Source organism: Reyranella sp. GW821-FHT12G01, assembly GCF_058806575.1.
Genome location: NZ_JBXAPV010000001.1, coordinates 3,759,117 through 3,777,412, shown reverse-complemented (window position 1 = coordinate 3,777,412; position 18,296 = coordinate 3,759,117). Strand labels below are relative to the sequence as shown.

16 protein-coding genes are annotated in these 18,296 nt (G+C 66.5%); 15 read left to right on the top strand and 1 reads right to left on the bottom strand.

Features of this window, described 5'->3' with window-relative positions; genetic code table 11:
- The first annotated feature begins 40 nt into the window (after positions 1 to 40).
- The 15 genes from AC1RP5_RS18290 to AC1RP5_RS18220 all read left to right on the top strand — a co-directional run bounded on the left by AC1RP5_RS18290 (position 41) and on the right by AC1RP5_RS18220 (position 16,639).
- Positions 41 to 1,666: an arylsulfatase gene (locus AC1RP5_RS18290; RefSeq protein WP_493112852.1), complete on the top strand. Its 1,626-nt coding sequence runs from the start codon at positions 41 to 43 to the stop codon at positions 1,664 to 1,666.
- A gap of 17 nt (positions 1,667 to 1,683) precedes the next feature.
- Positions 1,684 to 2,658 (top strand): AAA family ATPase, encoded by a 975-nt coding sequence (locus tag AC1RP5_RS18285; RefSeq protein WP_493112850.1) that lies wholly within the window; start codon positions 1,684 to 1,686, stop codon positions 2,656 to 2,658.
- A 28-nt stretch (positions 2,659 to 2,686) separates the two neighbouring features.
- The gene (locus AC1RP5_RS18280) at positions 2,687 to 3,619 is read left to right on the top strand and encodes a DUF58 domain-containing protein (RefSeq protein WP_493112848.1); all 933 of its coding nucleotides are present in this window, start codon (positions 2,687 to 2,689) and stop codon (positions 3,617 to 3,619) included.
- A 9-nt stretch (positions 3,620 to 3,628) separates the two neighbouring features.
- Complete coding sequence (locus AC1RP5_RS18275) at positions 3,629 to 4,072, top strand: DUF4381 domain-containing protein (protein WP_493112846.1); 444 nt, start codon at positions 3,629 to 3,631, stop codon at positions 4,070 to 4,072.
- Positions 4,069 to 5,061, top strand: a complete 993-nt coding sequence (locus tag AC1RP5_RS18270) for a VWA domain-containing protein (RefSeq protein ID WP_493112844.1) — start codon at positions 4,069 to 4,071, stop codon at positions 5,059 to 5,061. The genes AC1RP5_RS18275 and AC1RP5_RS18270 overlap by 4 nt, the downstream gene beginning before the upstream one ends.
- Positions 5,058 to 5,984: a VWA domain-containing protein gene (locus tag AC1RP5_RS18265; RefSeq protein WP_493112842.1), complete on the top strand. Its 927-nt coding sequence runs from the start codon at positions 5,058 to 5,060 to the stop codon at positions 5,982 to 5,984. Before AC1RP5_RS18270 ends, AC1RP5_RS18265 begins: the two co-directional genes overlap by 4 nt.
- Positions 5,981 to 6,601, top strand: a complete 621-nt coding sequence (locus AC1RP5_RS18260) for a tetratricopeptide repeat protein (RefSeq protein WP_493112840.1) — start codon at positions 5,981 to 5,983, stop codon at positions 6,599 to 6,601. The genes AC1RP5_RS18265 and AC1RP5_RS18260 overlap by 4 nt, the downstream gene beginning before the upstream one ends.
- Complete coding sequence (locus AC1RP5_RS18255; protein WP_493112838.1) at positions 6,598 to 7,803, top strand: hypothetical protein; 1,206 nt, start codon at positions 6,598 to 6,600, stop codon at positions 7,801 to 7,803. Before AC1RP5_RS18260 ends, AC1RP5_RS18255 begins: the two co-directional genes overlap by 4 nt.
- A 36-nt stretch (positions 7,804 to 7,839) precedes the next feature.
- Positions 7,840 to 8,742: a phytanoyl-CoA dioxygenase family protein gene (locus AC1RP5_RS18250; protein WP_493112836.1), complete on the top strand. Its 903-nt coding sequence runs from the start codon at positions 7,840 to 7,842 to the stop codon at positions 8,740 to 8,742.
- A gap of 52 nt (positions 8,743 to 8,794) precedes the next feature.
- Complete coding sequence (locus AC1RP5_RS18245; protein WP_493112834.1) at positions 8,795 to 9,685, top strand: LysR family transcriptional regulator; 891 nt, start codon at positions 8,795 to 8,797, stop codon at positions 9,683 to 9,685.
- Between the two features lie 158 nt (positions 9,686 to 9,843).
- A complete protein-coding gene (locus tag AC1RP5_RS18240; RefSeq protein ID WP_493112832.1) occupies positions 9,844 to 10,311 on the top strand; it encodes a formate dehydrogenase subunit gamma in 468 nt (155 codons plus the stop codon).
- Positions 10,308 to 11,849, top strand: a complete 1,542-nt coding sequence (locus AC1RP5_RS18235) for a formate dehydrogenase beta subunit (RefSeq protein ID WP_493112831.1) — start codon at positions 10,308 to 10,310, stop codon at positions 11,847 to 11,849. The genes AC1RP5_RS18240 and AC1RP5_RS18235 overlap by 4 nt, the downstream gene beginning before the upstream one ends.
- Before the next feature lie 10 nt (positions 11,850 to 11,859).
- Positions 11,860 to 14,706, top strand: a complete 2,847-nt coding sequence (fdhF, locus tag AC1RP5_RS18230; RefSeq protein ID WP_493112829.1) for a formate dehydrogenase subunit alpha — start codon at positions 11,860 to 11,862, stop codon at positions 14,704 to 14,706.
- Between the two features lie 5 nt (positions 14,707 to 14,711).
- The gene (locus AC1RP5_RS18225; protein WP_493112828.1) at positions 14,712 to 14,942 is read left to right on the top strand and encodes a formate dehydrogenase subunit delta; all 231 of its coding nucleotides are present in this window, start codon (positions 14,712 to 14,714) and stop codon (positions 14,940 to 14,942) included.
- A 38-nt stretch (positions 14,943 to 14,980) separates the two neighbouring features.
- The gene (locus tag AC1RP5_RS18220; protein ID WP_493112825.1) at positions 14,981 to 16,639 is read left to right on the top strand and encodes an OFA family MFS transporter; all 1,659 of its coding nucleotides are present in this window, start codon (positions 14,981 to 14,983) and stop codon (positions 16,637 to 16,639) included.
- A gap of 60 nt (positions 16,640 to 16,699) precedes the next feature.
- Here the strand turns inward: AC1RP5_RS18220 and AC1RP5_RS18215 are convergent, their stop codons facing one another.
- Complete coding sequence (locus tag AC1RP5_RS18215; RefSeq protein ID WP_493112823.1) at positions 16,700 to 18,175, bottom strand: aldehyde dehydrogenase; 1,476 nt, start codon at positions 18,173 to 18,175, stop codon at positions 16,700 to 16,702.
- Positions 18,176 to 18,296: the final 121 nt, after the last annotated feature.

Sequence of the window (18,296 nt, the reverse complement as noted above, 5' to 3'; positions counted from 1 at the left end):
TGCGCCACTTCATGATTTGAAAAACGGGGAGAGGATGTCCATGGACCGCGATACACGACGGCGCAACCTGCTGCTGGGAGGATCGGCCCTCACGGTGCTGGGAACGGTGGGACTCGGCACGACGCAACTCGCGCAGGCGCAGCAGCAACAGCCCCGCCCCGCGACCCCGCCGACCGGCGGCACGCGCCGGCCGAACATCCTCGTCATCTTCGGCGACGATGTCGGCCAGTCGAACATCAGCGCCTATACGTTCGGCCTGATGGGCTACAAGACGCCCAACATCGACCGCCTGGCCCGCGAAGGCGGCATGTTCACCGACTACTATGCCGAGCAGAGCTGCACCGCCGGCCGCTCGACCTTCATCACCGGCCAGGCCACCCTGCGCACCGGCCTCAGCAAGGTGGGCGTTCCCGGCGCGAAGGCGGGCCTGCAGGCGCGCGACGTCACCATCGCCGAGGCGCTGAAGCCGATGGGCTATGCCACAGGCCAGTTCGGCAAGAACCATCTCGGCGATCGCGACGAGTTCCTGCCGACCGCGCACGGCTTCGACGAGTTCTTCGGCAACCTCTATCACCTCAACGCCGAGGAAGAACCCGAGCAGCGCACCTATCCGAAGGATCCAGATTTCCGAAAGAAGTACGGCCCGCGCGGCGTCATCCGCTCGTCCGCTGACGGCAAGATCGAGGACACCGGACCGCTCACCAAGAAGCGGATGGAAACCATCGACGACGAGACGTCGGCCGCCGCCATGGATTTCATGGACAGGCAAGTGAAGGCCAGCAAGCCGTTCTTCTGCTGGTTCAACTCGACGCGCATGCACTTCCGCACCCACGTGAAGGAAGATCGCCGCAGCCCGGCCGGCCTGACGGCGCTCACCGAGTATGCCGACGGCATGATCGAGCATGACGGCCATGTCGGGCAGATCCTGAAGAAGCTCGACGATCTCGGCGTCACCAACGACACGATCGTGATCTACACGACCGACAATGGGCCGCATGCCAACTCCTGGCCCGATGCCGCCACGACTCCGTTCCGCAGCGAGAAGAACACCAACTGGGAAGGCGCCTACCGCGTTCCCTGCTTCATCCGCTGGCCGGGCCGGGTCCAGCCCGGCACCGTCTACAACGAGATCGTGAGCGGCCTCGACTGGTTCCCGACGCTGGTGGCGGCCGCCGGTGACGCCGACATCAAGGAAAAGCTGCTGAAAGGCATGCCGCTCGGCAACAAGACGGCCAAGGTGCATCTCGACGGCTACAGCCAGCTCGCCTACCTCACGGGCCAGCAGCCGAAGGGCGCGCGCAAGGAGTTCATCTACTTCAACGACGATGGCGATCTCGTCGGCATCCGCTACGAGAACTGGAAGGTCGTGTTCGAGGAGCAACGCGCACCCGGCACGATGCGGGTCTGGGCCGAGCCCTTCACCAAGCTGCGGCTGCCCAAGCTCTTCGACTTGCGATCCGATCCCTACGAACGGGCCGACGTCACGTCGAACACCTACTACGACTGGTTCATCTCCCAGCCCTACATCATCTTCGCGGCGCAGGAAGTGGTGGGCAAGTTCCTGGCGACCTTCAAGGAGTATCCACCCAGCCAGCGGCCCGACAGTTTCAGTATCGATCAGGCCGTCGAGAGGATGCAACGGTCGCTCGACGCATTACCGAAGTAGAGGTAGGGCCGCGCGTCATGAGCGCCCGCAATCAGATCGGAGAGATCCAGCGAAGGGTCAACGCCTCGGTGATCGGGCAGGAGCGCGTCGTCGAGCGCCTGATCATCGCGTTGCTGGCTGACGGCAACGTATTGGTCGAGGGCCTGCCTGGCCTCGCCAAGACACGGGCAATCAAAAGCCTTTCGCGTGCCCTCGAATCGCAGTTCAGCCGCATCCAGTTCACGCCCGACCTGCTGCCGTCGGACGTGACCGGCGGCGAGATCTATCTCAGCCAGGGGGCGGGCGCCGGCACCTTCCAGTTCCGGGAAGGGCCGATCTTCGGCAACCTCGTGCTGGCCGACGAGATCAATCGCGCGCCGGCCAAGGTGCAGTCCGCGCTGCTCGAGGCCATGGAGGAGCGGCAGGTCACGGTCTCGGGCAAGCGCTATGGGCTGCCGCCGCTCTTCATGGTGCTGGCGACCCAGAATCCGATCGAGCAGGAAGGCACCTATCCGTTGCCCGAGGCGCAGATGGACCGGTTCCTGATGCATGTGCGGATCGACTATCCCAGCGACGCCGACGAGGTGAAGGTGCTGCAGCTTGTGCGCGGCGAGCAGGCGCAGGGTGCGAAGGCGGAGCGGCCGGCGCCGATCGCCCAGCAAACCGTGTTCGACGCCCGCGCGGAGATCGACGCGGTGAGGAGCGTCGATGCCGTCGAGAGCTACATCGTGGCTCTCGTCGCTGCGACGCGTCGGCCGGCCGATTTTGGCGCCAAACTCAAGGACTGGATCACCATCGGCGCCAGTCCGCGCGGCTCCCTGGCCCTCGACAAGTCCTCCCGTGTCCATGCCTGGCTGAGGGGGCGGGATCATGTGCTGCCCGAGGACGTGAAGGCCATCGCGCACGATTGCCTTCGCCATAGGATCACGCTCAGCTACGAAGCGACCGCCGACGGGGTGGCTAAGGACCAGGTGATCGACGAGATCATCGCGCAGGTCGCCGTGGCGGGGTGAGCGACATGGTTCGCGGTCCGGGATTGCCATGAGCCGCGCCTACGTCACCGTCGACGAGCTTCTGCGCCTGCGCCATCGCGCCCGTGGTTTCAGTTTCCTGCCTCGTCAGCCGGTGCACTCGCTGCTGAGTGGCCGGCATGCCTCTCGCCTGCGGGGCCGCGGCCTCGAGTTCGAAGAATTGAGGCGCTATTTCGAAGGCGACGACACGCGCACCATCGACTGGCGGGCCACCGCGCGGCGTGGCGAACCGCATGTCCGCGTCCATTCCGAGGAGCGCGACCGCAATGTGCTGCTGCTGGTGGACCAGCGCCAATCCATGTTCTTCGGCAGCCGCCGCGCGATGAAGTCGGTGGTCGCCGCCGAGGCCGCCGCCCTGTCGGCGTTCCGGGTGAGCTCGCTCGGCGACAGGGTGGGGGCGATGGTTTTCTCCGAGCACGGTATCGACGAGATCAAGCCGGAAGCACGGGACGCGGGCGTGCGTCGCATTCTTGCGGCGACGGCGCGGCACAATCGACTGCTCCGCGCGGACGGGCCGCCGGCGCAGCCCGAGCTGCTGAACGAAGTCCTGCGCCGCACCGCGCGGCTGGCCAACCACGACTGGCTGGTGTGCCTGATCTCCGATGTCTCCGGCGCCGACGCCACGAGCAAGCGTCACCTGACGGAGATCACCGCGCACAACGACGCTCTGACGGTCTTCGTCCAGGATCCGCTGGAAGCCGAGCTGCCCGACATCGGCCGCGCCGTGCTGAGCGAAGGCGAGCAACAGGTCGAAATCGACCTGTCGGCGCGGGCGCTCAGGCAGAAGTTTGCCGAGGGCTTTGCCAGCCAGCGCGACGCAGCGGCGGGCTTCTCGCTCCATCATGCCATTCCGGTGCTGCCGCTCTCGACGCATCGCGATGTCGCTGAACAATTCCGCGAGCTTCTTGGCCGCCGGCTGGCGCGCCGAAGGCTGGCGGCGTGAGGGGCAGCGATGGCTGATCCGGCCGACCTCTCCAACCTTCGAGACCTGGCGTTGCCGGCCGAGATCCCGCTGTGGCCGCCCGCACCGGGCTGGTGGATCCTGGGCGCGGCGGCGGTCGCATCGACGGCGATCCTGATCGTGATGGCCGTGCGCCATCATCGTCGCAACGCCTACCGGCGGGAGGCATTGCAGCAACTCGAGACCATAGAAGCGGCGAAGATTTCGAGCGTACTGAAGCGCGCCGCGTTGGTGGCCTGGCCGCGCGCCGAGGTGGCACCGCTCAGCGGTCCGGCCTGGCTCGCCTTCCTCGATCGCACCGGCCGTATGTCGAGCTTCGTCAGCGGACCGGGACGTGCCATCGAGGCGATGACCTTCGGGGCCGCCGTTCCGGCAACCGATGCTGAAGCCGTCCGCGCTGCGGCTCGCGACTGGCTGCGACGGCACCGGCCATGATCGACTTCGCCTATCCCTGGCTTGCGCTGCTCTTGCCGTTGCCGCTGCTGGTCTGGTGGCTGCTGCCGGCTCATGCCGAGCATCGACCGGGCGTGCGCGTGCCTTTCTTCCAGACGCTCCTGTCGCTGACGGGCCAGCAGGCGCGGGCGGGCGTGGTCGTCGGTCGTCGTGGCGCTGCGCGATCCGCGTTGCTCATCGCGTGCTGGCTGCTGGCGCTGGGCGCGCTGATGCGGCCTCAGTGGATCGAGCCGCCCCTGCATCGCGACCTGCCGGCGCGCGACCTGCTGCTGCTGGTCGATCTCTCGGGCTCGATGGACACGCAGGACTTCACCGACGCCGCGGGCAATAAGGTGACACGACTTGCGGCGGCGAAGCAGGTGCTCGATGACTTCCTGTCCAAACGCAAGGGCGACAGGGTGGGCGTTGTCGTCTTTGGCAACGCGGCTTTCACCCTCGTGCCCTTCACCACGGATCTCGATCTCTCGCGCCGCCTGCTGCAGGAGATGCAGGTCGGCATGGCAGGACCGCGCACCGCGCTGGGCGATGCGATCGGGCTCGGCGTCTCCCTGTTCGCCCGCTCGACTGTACCGGCGCGGACCATCATCGCGCTTACCGACGGCAATGATACCGGCAGCCAGGTCCCGCCGGCCGAAGCCGCGCGCGTAGCACGCGATCACAAGATCACCATCCATACCGTCGCGGTCGGCGATCCCACGGCGGCCGGCGAGGACAAGCTCGACGAGGCGGCCTTGAAAGACGTAGCCGATGTGACGGGTGGCGGCTTCTATCGCGCGCTCGACCGGGCGCAGCTTGCCGACATCTACCGTCGCCTCGACGCGGTCGAGACGCGCAGGGTCGACACGGTGAGCTTTCAGCCCCGTCGCGAGCTCTTCTGGATGCCGCTGCTGGCGCTCCTCGCGGTCTCCATGCTGGGCCAGGCACTGGCATATGTCCGTTGGCCGCGCGCGGCACGAAGGGTGTCGGCATGACCGACTTCCTCGGCGCGTTCCATCTGCTGCGGCCCTGGGCGATGCTCCTGATCGTTCCGGCGCTTGGGCTCTGGTGGCTGGCTCGCCAATCCGCCGACACGACACGCCGCTGGCGTCGGGTGGTCGATCCTGAATTGCTGAAACTGCTGACCGTGGGCGGCGGTGGCACGAGACGGCTGGCGCCGCACGATCTCCTGCTGCTGGGTTGGATCATCACGATCGGCGCTGTCGCCGGTCCGACCTGGCGGCTTGTGCCGACACCCTTCGCCGACCAGGCACCGCCCGTGATGATCGTCCTGAAGGTCGCGCCCACGATGATGGCGCCCGACCTGCAGCCGACCCGGCTCGATCGGGCGCGCCAGAAGATCAGCGATCTCCTGAAGGCGCGCGACGGCATGCCGGCTGGATTGATCGCCTATTCCGGTTCGGCCCATCTCGTGCTGCCACCGACCGCCGACCATGAGGTCGTCACGACGATGGCCGGTGCGCTGTCGCCGGGCATCATGCCGCGCGAGGGCGATGCCTTGGCGGTGGCGGTGGGCCGTGCGGCCGAGGTGCTGCGCGAGGGCGGGCGGGGCGGCTCGATCCTCGTGGTGGCGGACACCGTGGTGCCGGGGCAGGACGAGGCTCTGACGCGGGCGGCGCAAGGCATTCCGGTCACGGTCCTTGCCGCCGCACCGCCGCAGTCGGTCGATCGCGACACTGCCCTCAATGCGGCGGCCACGTCGCTTCACGCGACCCTCGTTCCGTCGACGATCGACGGAGAGGACCTGCAGACCGTAGCGCGCCGGCTCGCCCGGGCCCCGGCCGCGCCCGTTGCCGGTGAGGCCGAACGCTGGGTGGAGGCGGGTTATTGGCTCACGCCGCTGATCGCCCTGATCGCCTTGCTGTGGTTCCGCCGTGGCTGGGTGCTGTCGGCATGAGCGCGTCCCGCACCTGGTTTGCGATCGTGGCGGTCGCAACCGCCGCCGCTCTTGGCGCCGCGACGTGGTCGTGGGGGTGGCAAGACCTCTGGTCGACGCCGGACCAGCGCGGCCGCCGATTGATGGCTGAGGCGCAATACGGCGCGGCCGCAAAAGCGTTCGCCGATCCGATGTGGCAGGCGGTGGCGCGCTTCCGTGCCGGCGACTTCAAGGAGGCCGCGCAGATCTTCGGCGGTATCGACACGGCGGTCGCGGCCTATGACCAGGGCAACGCATTGGTCATGCTGGGCAAGTACGACGAAGCCGTCGCGCGCTACGACCGGGCGCTCGCATTGAAGCCGGGTTGGGTCGACGCCGAGGCCAACCGTACGCTCGCCCATCTGCGCGCTGAGCGGATGATCCAGAAGGGCGGCGATCTCGGCGACCAGCGCGAGGGCGCCGACGAGATCGTCTACGACCGCGACGGCAAGAAGCAGGACGGCCAGTCGACCGATGTTGCTGGCGCCCCCATGAGCGACGAGGCGGTGCGTGCCCTGTGGCTGAAGCGCGTGCAGACGCGGCCGGCGGATTTCCTGAAGTCGCGCTTTGCCTGGCAATTGCAGTCCGGTACGCCATGAGGAAGTGGCTCGTTCTTCTCGTGCTGCTGATGGGCGCAACGCCTGCGACGGCGCAGGTGCTGGTGCGCACGACGCTGAAGCCCGACAGCGGCGTCGTGCTGGGCCAGCCGGTGCGCGTGCTGGTCGATGTGCTGTTTCCCGGCGAGATGGAACGGCCACCGAGGGTCACTTTGCCGGACACACCGGGCGCTCAGATCCTGCGCTACGAAAGCCAGGCCACGACGTTGAACGAAAGGGTCGACGGCACGGATCGTGTGGGCCAGCGCTTCGAATTCGCGCTGTATCCGCGCCGCGGTGGCAAGCTGGAAGTGCCGGCGCCGCAGGTCGTGACCTTCGATCGCGGGGGCGCGGAGACGGGCCGCATCGCAGGAACGCCGGCGATGCTCGGCATCTCGGTGCCGGCGGGTGTCGATCCCTCGAAGCCCGTCGTGGCCGCACGGTCCTTTACGCTCGACCAGAGCTGGCAACCCGCGCCGACTGGCATGTTCAAGGCAGGCGATGCGATCGTGCGCACGATCGTGCGCAGGGCGCCGGATGTGCCGGGCATGGCGATGCTCGACCTTGATTTCCCGGCGCCCCAGGGCGTGCGGGTCTATCGCGAGCCGCCCCAGGCCGACGACCGGATCGAGCGTGGCGACCTGACGGGCCAGCGCACCGACCGCGTCACCTATGTCTTCGAGCGCGGGGGCTCGTTTCCGCTCGAGGCGGTCGTGCAGCCCTGGTGGGATCTCGCGTCCAGCCGACTGAGGCGGGCCGAAGGGCAGGGCGTGACCCTGTCGGTGATTGCAGCCCCGCCGGCAATGCCGCACGCAAACATGCTGCTTTACGTCTATGTGGCGACGACTGGCATCGGCCTGATGTTCCTGGGTCTGTGGGGCCTGCCACGCCTGCGGGCCGTTCTTTCCCGGCGCAGGGCAGTGTGGATGGCGTCCGAGACGAAGGCGTTCCACGATCTCCAGCGTGTCTGTCGCGCCGGCGATGCGAGGGAGGTCTACCGGGCGTTCACGACCTGGCGACAGCGGACCGACGATGCCGCCTCGCTCGGTCCGTTTGCCGAGGAGATCGAAGGCGCTATCTTCGCCTCACGCCCGTGGACGGGCCAGCAATCACAGGAGTTCGGCGCCCGGCTGGCCGCCCGGAGGAAGCACCGCGAGACAGCGACGATCGAGAGGCTCCCGCCGCTCAATGCAACGTCCGCGTAGTCGTTCAGGTACGGAGTCGCAAGAAAGGACCGGTCGATGAAACCCGAAGAGATCCTGAAGCATAAGCCTCTCGTCCTCACAGAAGAGCAGCGCGCCGCCTACTTCCGCGACGGCTACCTCGTCCTCGAGAATTACGTGCCGGCGGCCTTGCTGGCCCGGCTCAAGGGCGCGATGACCCAGGTCATCGACCGCAGCCGCTCGGTGACGCAATCGGGCGACGTGTTCGTGCTGGAGCAGGGGCATTCGGCGGCCGATCCGCGGCTGCATCGAGTGACCTCGCCGCAGGATCAACATCCCATGTTCTGGGATTTCATGCGCGACCCGGTCATGACCGACCTGGTGGCGGACGTAGTCGGTCCCGACGTGAAGTTCCATCACGCCAAGCTCAACGTGAAGGCGGGCAAGGGCAGCCGCGAGTTCAAGTGGCACCAGGACATCCAGTCGTGGCCCCATACCGACTACAGCCCGGTCACCGTCGGCGTCTACATCGACGGCTGCACCGACGACCAGGGGCCTCTCGCCTTCGTGCCAGGAAGCCACGAAGGACCGCTTTACAGCATGTACGACGAGAAGGGCGGCTACGCGATCTGCCTGCGCGACAGCGACGCGAGGCAGATCGACGAGAAGCAGGTGACGCGGGCGACGGGCGGGCCGGGCACGACGCTCCTGCTCAACTGCCGCACCGTCCACGGTTCGACGCTCAACACCTCGGCGGCGTCGCGGCCGCTGCTCCTGTCGGTCTATTCGTCGGCCGATTCGTTCTGCTACGTGCCATCGCCGATCATGAGCCCGTACATGGGCGATATCGTGCGCGGCAAGCCCGCCCACTATGCGAGCTTCGACTTGCGCCCCTGCGAACTCCCGCCCGACTGGCGCGGCGGCTATCGCGCGCCATGGAGCCTGCAGCAGGATTCCGAGAAGGCGAAGATCGCGATGTAGGTCGGATTTGGCCGGGGGAGCCAGGGCGGCGGTTTTCGGCTAATCTCCCGCCATGATCGACAAACTGGAATTCCTGCTCGCGCTCGCCCAGGAGCGGAATTTCAGCAAGGCCGCCGAACTGTGCGGCGTCACGCAGCCCACTTTCTCCGCCGGCATCAAGAGCCTCGAGGACATGCTGGGCGTGATGCTTGTGCAGCGCACGTCGCGCTTCATCGGCTTCACCGCGGAGGGCGAGCGCGTGCTCGAATGGGGACGCGGGATCGTGGCCGACGCCCGCGCAATGCGGCAGGAGGTGTCCTCGCTGCGCAAGGGACTGAGCGGCCGGCTGCGGATCGCCGCGATCCCGACGGCGCTCGCCATGGTCTCGGCGCTCACCACGCCGTTCCGCGCCAAGCACCCCAACGTGAAGTTCACCATTTTCTCGCGAACCTCGATCGAGATCCTGTCGATGCTGGAGAATCTCGAGGTCGATGCCGGCCTGACCTACATCGACAACGAGCCGCTCGGCCGGCTGCGCGCCGTGCCGCTCTATACCGAGCAGTATCGGCTGCTCACCTCGGAGAACAGCCCGCTCGGCGAGCGCGAGAGCGTCACCTGGGCCGAGGTCGGCAAGATCCCCCTGTGCCTGCTGACGCCGGACATGCAGAACCGGCGCATCATCGACCAACTCCTGAACGAGGCCGGCGGCCAGGCCGATCCGACGCTCGAATCGAATTCGATGATCGTGCTGTTCTCCCATGTCCGGACCGGACGCTGGGCCAGCGTCATGCCGCAGAAGCTGGCCGATACGCTCGGCCTCACCGAGCATTTGCGCTCCATTCCCATCGTCGAGCCGGACGCGACCCATTCGATCGGCCTGGTCGTGCCCCGGCGTGAGCCGATGACACCGCTGGGTACCGCCTTGGTCGCCGAGGCCACCCACTTGGCTGCAACTCTGGTTTGATTGTCGTCGAATCACCTCCCAAAGGGTGTGGTTTGATAGATTTGTTCTATTGCAGCACGGAACTGCTTTATTGAGGGCAGGCTCCAAGGCGCAGATCATCCAGCGAAACAGAGTCGGCAAACACAACCAGCCGACCGGTTTTGGGGATGGAGTCACGGGTGTCGCTGCGCTGGAACGAGGCCGAGGCCACGAAGATCGTCCGCCGCCATGAGGGGCGGGAGGGACGTTTGTTGCCCATCCTGCACGATCTGCAGGCCGCCTTCGGCTATGTGCCGGACGAGGCTGTCGCCTTCCTGGCCCAGACGCTGAACATCACCCGCGCCGAAGTTCACGGCGTCGTCTCCTTCTATCACGACTTCCGCCACAAGCCGGCGGGTCGCCACGTGCTGAAGCTCTGCCGCGCCGAGGCCTGCCAGTCGATGGACGGCGAAGCCTTCGCGCGCCGCGTGCTCGACCGCTTCGATCTCGACTGGGGCGGCACCACGCCCGACGGCCGGGTCACCGTCGAGGCCATCTATTGCCTGGGCCTCTGCGCCTCCGCGCCCTCGGCCATGCTCGATGGCGAACCCATGGCGCGACTGAACGCGGACTCGATCGACGAGATCGCCCATGAGGTGTCGCGATGACCACGCGCTTCTTCGTGCCGCGCGATGCCGCCGCCCGCGCCGTGGGCGCCGACAAGGTGGCGGCCGCGCTACGTGACGAGGCCGGGCGCCAGGGAATCGAGATCGAAATCGTGCGCACCGGCTCGCGCGGCCTGTTCTGGCTGGAGACAATGGTCGAGGTCGAGACGCCGGGCGGCCGCATCGCCTTCGGCCCGGTCCTGCCGCGCGACGTGGCGGGCCTGCTGGCCGGCGGCCTGCCGCTCAGCGCCAGCCATCCGCTCTGCCTCGGCCGGCCGGATGACATTCCCTTCCTGAAGCGCCAGACGCGGCTCACTTTCGCGCGCTGCGGTATCGTCGATCCGCTGTCCCTTGCCGACTGGCGCGCCCATGGCGGCGGCCGCGGGATCGAGCGTGCCCGTAGCCTCGGGGCGGCAAAGACGCTGGAAGAGGTCACGAAGTCGGGCCTTCGTGGCCGCGGCGGCGCGGGCTTCCCGACTGGCATCAAGTGGAAGACCGTCGCCGATGTGTCGGCCGACCGGAAATACATCGTCTGCAATGCCGATGAAGGCGATTCAGGCACCTTTGCCGATCGCATGATCCTGGAAGGCGATCCCTTCGCCCTGATCGAAGGCATGGCGATCGCCGGCCTCGCGGTCGGCGCGACCAAGGGCTACGTCTACATCCGCTCCGAGTATCCCGACGCCATCCGCACCTTCGAGCGCGCCGTGGTCCTGGCCGAGGCCGATGGACTTTTGGGCGCGGAAGCGCGGTTCGATATCGAAGTGCGTATGGGAGCCGGCGCCTATGTCTGTGGCGAGGAGACCTCGCTGCTGGAGAGCATCGAGGGCAAGCGCGGGCAGGTCCGCGCCAAACCGCCGTTGCCGGCGCACAAGGGCCTGTTCGGCCGGCCGACCGTCATCAACAACCTGATCTCGCTGGCCACCGTGCCGTGGATCCTGGCCGAGGGCTCGGAAGCCTATGCCACCTTCGGCATGGGTCGCTCGCGCGGCACCACGCCGATCCAGCTCGCGGGCAATATCAAGCACGGCGGTCTGTTCGAGACGGCATTCGGCGTGACCTTGGGCGAGCTGATCGACGAGATCGGCGGCGGCACGCTGAGCGGGCGGCCGGTGCGTGCGGTGCAGGTCGGCGGACCATTGGGCGCCTACTTCCCGCGCGCTCTGTTCGATACGGCGTTCGACTACGAGGCCTTCACGGCGCGAGACGGGTTGATCGGTCATGGCGGCATCGTCGTGTTCGACGACACGGTCGACATGGCGCGGCAGGCCCGCTTCGCGATGGAGTTCTGCGCCATCGAATCCTGCGGCAAGTGCACACCCTGCCGCATCGGTTCGACGCGCGGCGTCGAGACCATGGACAAGATCATCCGCGGCGAGCGTGGCGCTGCGAACCTGAAGCTGATCGAAGATCTCTGCCAGACGATGAAGTTCGGCTCGCTCTGCGCCCTGGGCGGCTTCACGCCCTATCCGGTGATGAGCGCCATAAAGCATTTTCCCGAGGATTTTGTCCGCGCAGCCGTCAGCGTGGCCGCGGAATAGAGGGCCTATCATGTCGCTCGTCCATGAAACCGACTACGGCACGCCGGCCAGCCGCGCCGAGGAACAGGTCGCGCTCACCATCGACGGACAGACCGTTACGGTGCCGGCGGGCACGTCGATCATGCGCGCGGCGATGGATGCGGGCATCCAGGTCCCCAAGCTCTGCGCCACCGATTCCGTCGATGCGTTCGGTTCCTGCCGGCTGTGCCTCGTGGAGATTTCAGGTCGCGCCGGCACGCCCGCCTCCTGCACGACGCCGGTGGCGCCGGGCATGGTCGTGTCGACCCAGACCGAGCGGCTGAAGCAGATCCGCAAGGGCGTGATGGAGCTCTATATCTCCGATCATCCGCTCGACTGCCTGACCTGCGCGGCCAACGGCGATTGCGAGCTGCAGGACATGGCCGGTGCGGTCGGCCTGCGCGACGTGCGCTACGGCTATGATGGCGAGAACCACACGAAGCAGGAGAAGGACGAGAGCAATCCGTACTTCACCTACGATCCTTCCAAGTGCATCGTCTGTTCGCGCTGCGTGCGCGCCTGCGAGGAAGTACAGGGCACTTTCGCGCTCACCATCCAGGGGCGCGGCTTCGACTCGAAGGTGTCGCCAGGCGCTGCGCTCGACAATTTCCTGAGCTCCGAATGCGTGTCGTGCGGCGCCTGCGTACAGGCCTGCCCGACCGCGACGCTCTCGGAAAAGAGCCTGATCGAGATCGGCCAGCCCGAGCATTCCGTCGTGACGACCTGCGCCTATTGCGGCGTCGGTTGCAGCTTCAAGGCCGAGATGCGCGGCGAGGAACTGGTGCGCATGGTGCCGTGGAAGGACGGCAAGGCCAATCGCGGTCATTCCTGCGTGAAGGGCCGCTTCGCCTGGGGCTACGCCCATCACAAGGAGCGCATCCTGAAGCCGATGGTGCGCGAGAGCATCGACCAGCCGTGGCGCGAGACGAGCTGGGAAGAGGCGATCGGCCGGGTAGCGTCGGAGTTTCGCCGCCTGCAAGAGAAGCATGGTCGTCTCGCTATCGGCGGCATCACCTCGTCGCGCTGCACCAACGAAGAGACCTATCTGGTGCAGAAGCTGATCCGTGGCGGCTTCGGCAACAACAACGTCGATACCTGCGCCCGCGTCTGTCATTCGCCGACCGGCTTTGGCTTGAGTCAGGCCTTCGGCACCTCGGCCGGCACGCAGGATTTCGACTCGGTCGAGCATTGCGACGTCGTGCTGGTGATCGGCGCCAATCCAACCGACGCGCATCCCGTCTTCGCCTCGCGCATGAAGAAGCGCCTGCGCCGGGGCGCGAAGCTGATCGTGGTCGATCCGCGCCGTACCGACCTGGTGCGCATGCCGCATATCGAGGCCGACTATCACCTGCCGCTGCGGCCCGGCACCAACGCCGCGCTGATGAACGCGCTGGCGCACACGATCGTCACCGAGGGCCTGGTCAACGAGAAGTTCGTGCGCGAATTCTGTGACCGCGACGCCTTCGAGCATTGGGCCGCCTTCGTGGCCGAGCCGCAGAACAGTCCGGAGACGGTCGGCCTGCTGGCGGGTGTCGATCCCGAGGCGATCCGCGGCGCCGCGCGGCTCTACGCGACCGGCGGCAATGCCGCGATCTACTACGGTCTCGGCGTCACCGAGCACAGCCAGGGCACCACGACGGTGATGGCGATCGCCAACCTCGCCATGGTGACCGGCAATCTCGGCCGGGCGGGCGTCGGCGTGAACCCGCTGCGCGGCCAGAACAATGTCCAGGGCGCCTGCGACATGGGCTCGTTCCCGCACGAGCTGACCGGTTACCGCCACATCTCCGATGACGCGACGCGCGACATGTTCGAGAAGATGTGGGGCCGCTCGCTCGATTCGGAGCCGGGACTGCGCATCCCCAACATGTTCGATGCGGCGGTCGAAGGCACCTTCAAGGGTCTCTACGTGCAGGGCGAGGACATCCTCCAGTCCGATCCCAACACTGCCCATGTCGTGCAGGCGCTGTCGGCGATGGAATGTGTCGTCGTGCAGGACCTGTTCCTGAACGAGACGGCGAACTACGCCCACGTCTTCCTGCCGGGCTCGACCTTCCTCGAGAAGGACGGGACCTTCACCAACGCCGAGCGCCGCATCAATCGCGTGCGCCGGGTGATGACGCCGAAGAGTGGCATGGCCGACTGGGAGATCACCCTGGCCATCGCCAAGGCGATGGGCTTCGAGATGCCCTACAAGCATCCGTCGGAGATCATGGACGAAATCGCGGCGCTGACGCCGACCTTCGCCGGCGTGTCCTACGACCTGCTCGACAAGGTCGGCTCGGTCCAGTGGCCGTGCAACGAGAAGGCGCCGCTCGGCACACCGGTCATGCATATCGGCGGCTTCGCGCGCGGCAAGGGCAATTTCCTGATCACCGAATATGTGCCGACCGACGAGCGCACGGGGCCGCGTTTCCCGCTGCTGCTCACCACCGGTCGCATCCTCAGCCAGTACAATGTCGGCGCCCAGACGCGACGCACCGACAATGTCGTGTGGCATGACCAGGATCTGCTCGAGATCCATCCGCACGATGCAGAACAGCGCGGCGTGCGCGACGGGGACTGGGTCAAGCTCGACAGCCGCGCCGGCAGTACCAGCCTGCGGGCGCAGATCACCGACCGCGTGGCGCCGGGCGTCGTCTACACGACGTTCCACCATCCCGATACGCAGGCCAATGTGATCACGACCGACTATTCGGACTGGGCGACCAACTGCCCGGAATACAAGGTCACGGCGGTGCAGGTGTCGCCGTCGAACGGCCCGGGCGACTGGCAGAAGGAATATGCCGAGCAGGCGCAGCACAGCCGGCGCATCGCGGCCAAGGTCGCGGCGGAGTAGGGCCTGTGTCCTCGTATGACGGCAAGCTCGTGATGATGGCCAACCAGATCGGCAAGTTCTTCGTGCCGCAGCGCGACATCGATGCGCCGGCCGCCATCGCCACGCACATCCGGAAATTCTGGGATCCACGCATGCGCGCCGCCATCGTCGCGCATCTGGACGAAGGTGGAGAGGGGCTCGAAGACCCGGTCCGCCAGGCTGTCCTTCGACTTAAGGAGAGCCAGACGCCTCGCTGAGTTGCTACAAAGAATCAAGAATTGGGGGAAGAAACTAAATGACAAGCATTCAAGGAACGGCTGGCTCTCTGCCAGCCGGAGGCCTGCTCGACCGAGAGCGGATCATCGCCAAGCCGGGTTTCAACCGATGGCTGGTGCCGCCGGCCGCGCTCGCCATCCATCTCTGCATCGGCATGGCCTATGGCTTCAGCGTGTTCTGGCTGCCGCTGTCACGCGCCATCGGCATCTCGAAGTCGGTGGCCTGCCCGGCCGACATCAGCCTCATGCAGTCGCTGTTCATCGCCAATTGCGACTGGAAGATCAGCGATCTCGGCTGGATGTACACGCTCTTCTTCGTCGTGCTGGGTTCGGCAGCGGCGATCTGGGGCGGCTGGCTGGAACGCTCGGGCCCGCGTAAGGCCGGCGTCGTGTCGGCGGTCTGCTGGTGCGGCGGCCTGCTGATCTCGGCGATCGGCGTCTACACCCACCAGCTTTGGATGATGTGGCTGGGCTCGGGCGTGATCGGCGGCATCGGCCTCGGTCTCGGCTATATCTCGCCCGTCTCGACCCTGATCAAGTGGTTCCCCGACCGGCGCGGCATGGCAACCGGCATGGCGATCATGGGCTTCGGCGGCGGCGCCATGATCGGCGCGCCGTTGGCCGACTTCCTGATGAATTACTTCCGGACGCCCACTTCGGTCGGCGTCTGGCAGACGTTCGTCGTCATGGCCTGCATCTACTTCGTGTTCATGATGGGCGGCGCCTTCGGCTATCGGTTGCCGCCGGCCGGCTGGCGCCCCGACGGCTGGACCCCGCCGCCGGAGAACACCAAGTCGATGATCACCAAGCATCAGGTGCATCTCAAGGACGCGCACAAGACGCCGCAATTCTGGCTGGTGTGGGCGGTGCTCTGCCTCAACGTCAGCGCCGGAATCGGCGTGATCGGCATGGCGTCGCCAATGCTGCAGGAGATCTTCGCGGGCTCGCTGTTCGGCCAGCCCGACGTGAAGTTCGGCCAGATGAACGACCAGCAGCGCCAGCTCGTGGCCGCCATCGCGGCGGGCTTCACGGGCCTGCTGTCGCTGTTCAACATCGGCGGCCGGTTCTTCTGGGCGTCGCTGTCCGACAAGATCGGTCGCAAGATGACGTACTACACGTTCTTTGCGCTCGGCATCGCGCTCTATGCGGCCTCGCCGTGGGCTGCCCATGTCGGCAGCAAGGCGCTGTTCGTCGCCTTCTTCTGCGTGATCCTGTCGATGTACGGCGGCGGCTTCGCCACCGTGCCGGCTTACCTGGCTGACCTGTTCGGCACGCAGTTCGTCGGCGCCATCCATGGCCGTCTGCTGACGGCCTGGTCGACGGCCGGCATCATCGGGCCTGTCGTGGTGAACTACATCCGCGAAGCGCAGATCGCCGCCGGCGTGCCGCGCGCGCAGGTTTACGATTTCACGATGTATATCCTGGCCGGCATGCTGGTGCTGGGCTTCGTCTGCAACTTCTTCATCAAGCCGGTCGATCAACGCTGGTACATGAAGGAAGAAGAAGTTGCGGCCCTGCAGGCCAAGACGAACTCCACGGCGGTCGTCCAGGGCGGATCGTTCGGCATCGGCAAGGGCGGCCTCGATGGCAGCACCGCGCTCGCCTGGCTGGTGGTCGGCGTGCCGATCCTGTGGGGTGTCTGGATCACCCTGACCAAGACCCTCGTCCTGTTCCAGTAGGACGGCGAAAATCACGGCAGAAATCCCGGCGGCGCCCATGCGCCGCCGGGGTTTTTTCTTCTATCTCAGCACGAAGGGATTGGCCGGAGAGCCTTCGGCCGTCGAAATCCAGACGCTCTTCGTCTCGAGATATTCGTGGATCGCCTCCATGCCGCTTTCGCGGCCGATACCGGAATGCTTCATGCCGCCGAACGGCATCATGTAGCTGACGGCGCGATAGGTGTTGACCCAGACGGTACCGGCCTTGAGGGCGGCGGTCATGCGGATCGCGCGGTTCATGTCTTTCGTCCACACGCCGGCAGCCAGGCCGTAGATCGAATCGTTGGCCAGGCGCACGGCTTCCTCTTCGGTGTCGAAGCCGATGATCGAGAGAACCGGACCGAAGACCTCCTCCCGTGCGATACGCATGTCGGGCCGCACGTCGACGAAGATCGTCGGTTCCACGAACTGTCCACCCGGCAGGTCCTTGGCCGGGCCGCCGCCCAGGATGCAACGCGCGCCCTCGGCCTTGGCGATGTCGATATAGTCGAGGATCTTGCGGTACTGCGGCGCGGTGGTGACCGGTCCGATATTGGTATCGGGCAGCATCGGGTCGCCCTTGCGGGCCGAGCGTCCCAGCTCGGCGACGCGCTTGCTGAATTCCTCGCGGATCGAGTTCTGCACCAGCAGGCGTGAGCCCGCAATGCAGGTCTGGCCGGTGGCGGCGAAGATACCGGAGATCGCGCCCGACGCGGCGGCGCCGAGGTCGCAATCGTCGAACACGATGTTGGGCGACTTGCCGCCCAGTTCGAGCGAGACGCGCTTCATCGTCTTGGCGGCCTGCGCGTAGATCTTCGCGCCGGTGCTGTCGGAGCCGGTGAAGGTGATCTTCGAGATGCCCGGATGATCGACGAGGGCCGAGCCTGCTTCCTGGCCGTAGCCTGTCACCACGTTGAACACGCCGTCGGGGAAGCCGGCTTCCTTGGTCAGGCCGGCAAACTCAAGGGTCGAGGCGGAGGCGAACTCCGACGGCTTCACGATGACGGTGCAGCCGGCGGCGATGGCAGCGGCGCACTTCCAGGCGATGAACAGAAGCGGCGAGTTCCAGGCGGTCAGCGCTGCTACCACACCCACCGGCTCGTGCCGCGTGAAGGCGAAGGTGTCGGGCTTGTCGATTGGAACGACGGAGCCCTGGACCTTGTCCGCGAGGCCACCGAAATAGCGCCACCACTCGGGATTATAGTTAACCTGGCCGCGCATCTCCGACATCAGCTTGCCGTTGTCGCGTACCTCGACCTCGGCCAGGCGCTCTGCATTGGCCGCGATCAGATCGGCGAGCTTCAGCATCAGCTTGCCGCGATTCGAGGGCGACATCTTCGCCCAGGGGCCGTCGTGCAAGGCAACCGCGGCCGCCGCGACCGCGCGATCGACGTCTCGTGCGCAGCCCTGCGGAATCTTCGCCCAGACTTCGCCGCGATAGGGATCCATGCTGTCGAGCCACTTGCCGCCGAGCGGGTCCACATACTCGCCGCCGATGAAATGCTGATAGGTTTTCAAACGATCCTCCTCCGCCGGACGAACGGCCTTTCGCGGGGCGGGGCCGAAAGGCCCACCCGTTATGGCGGGCAGCATACAACGAGGATCGCTGCGGCTAGCTAATGCTTTCGGTCTGGCTGAT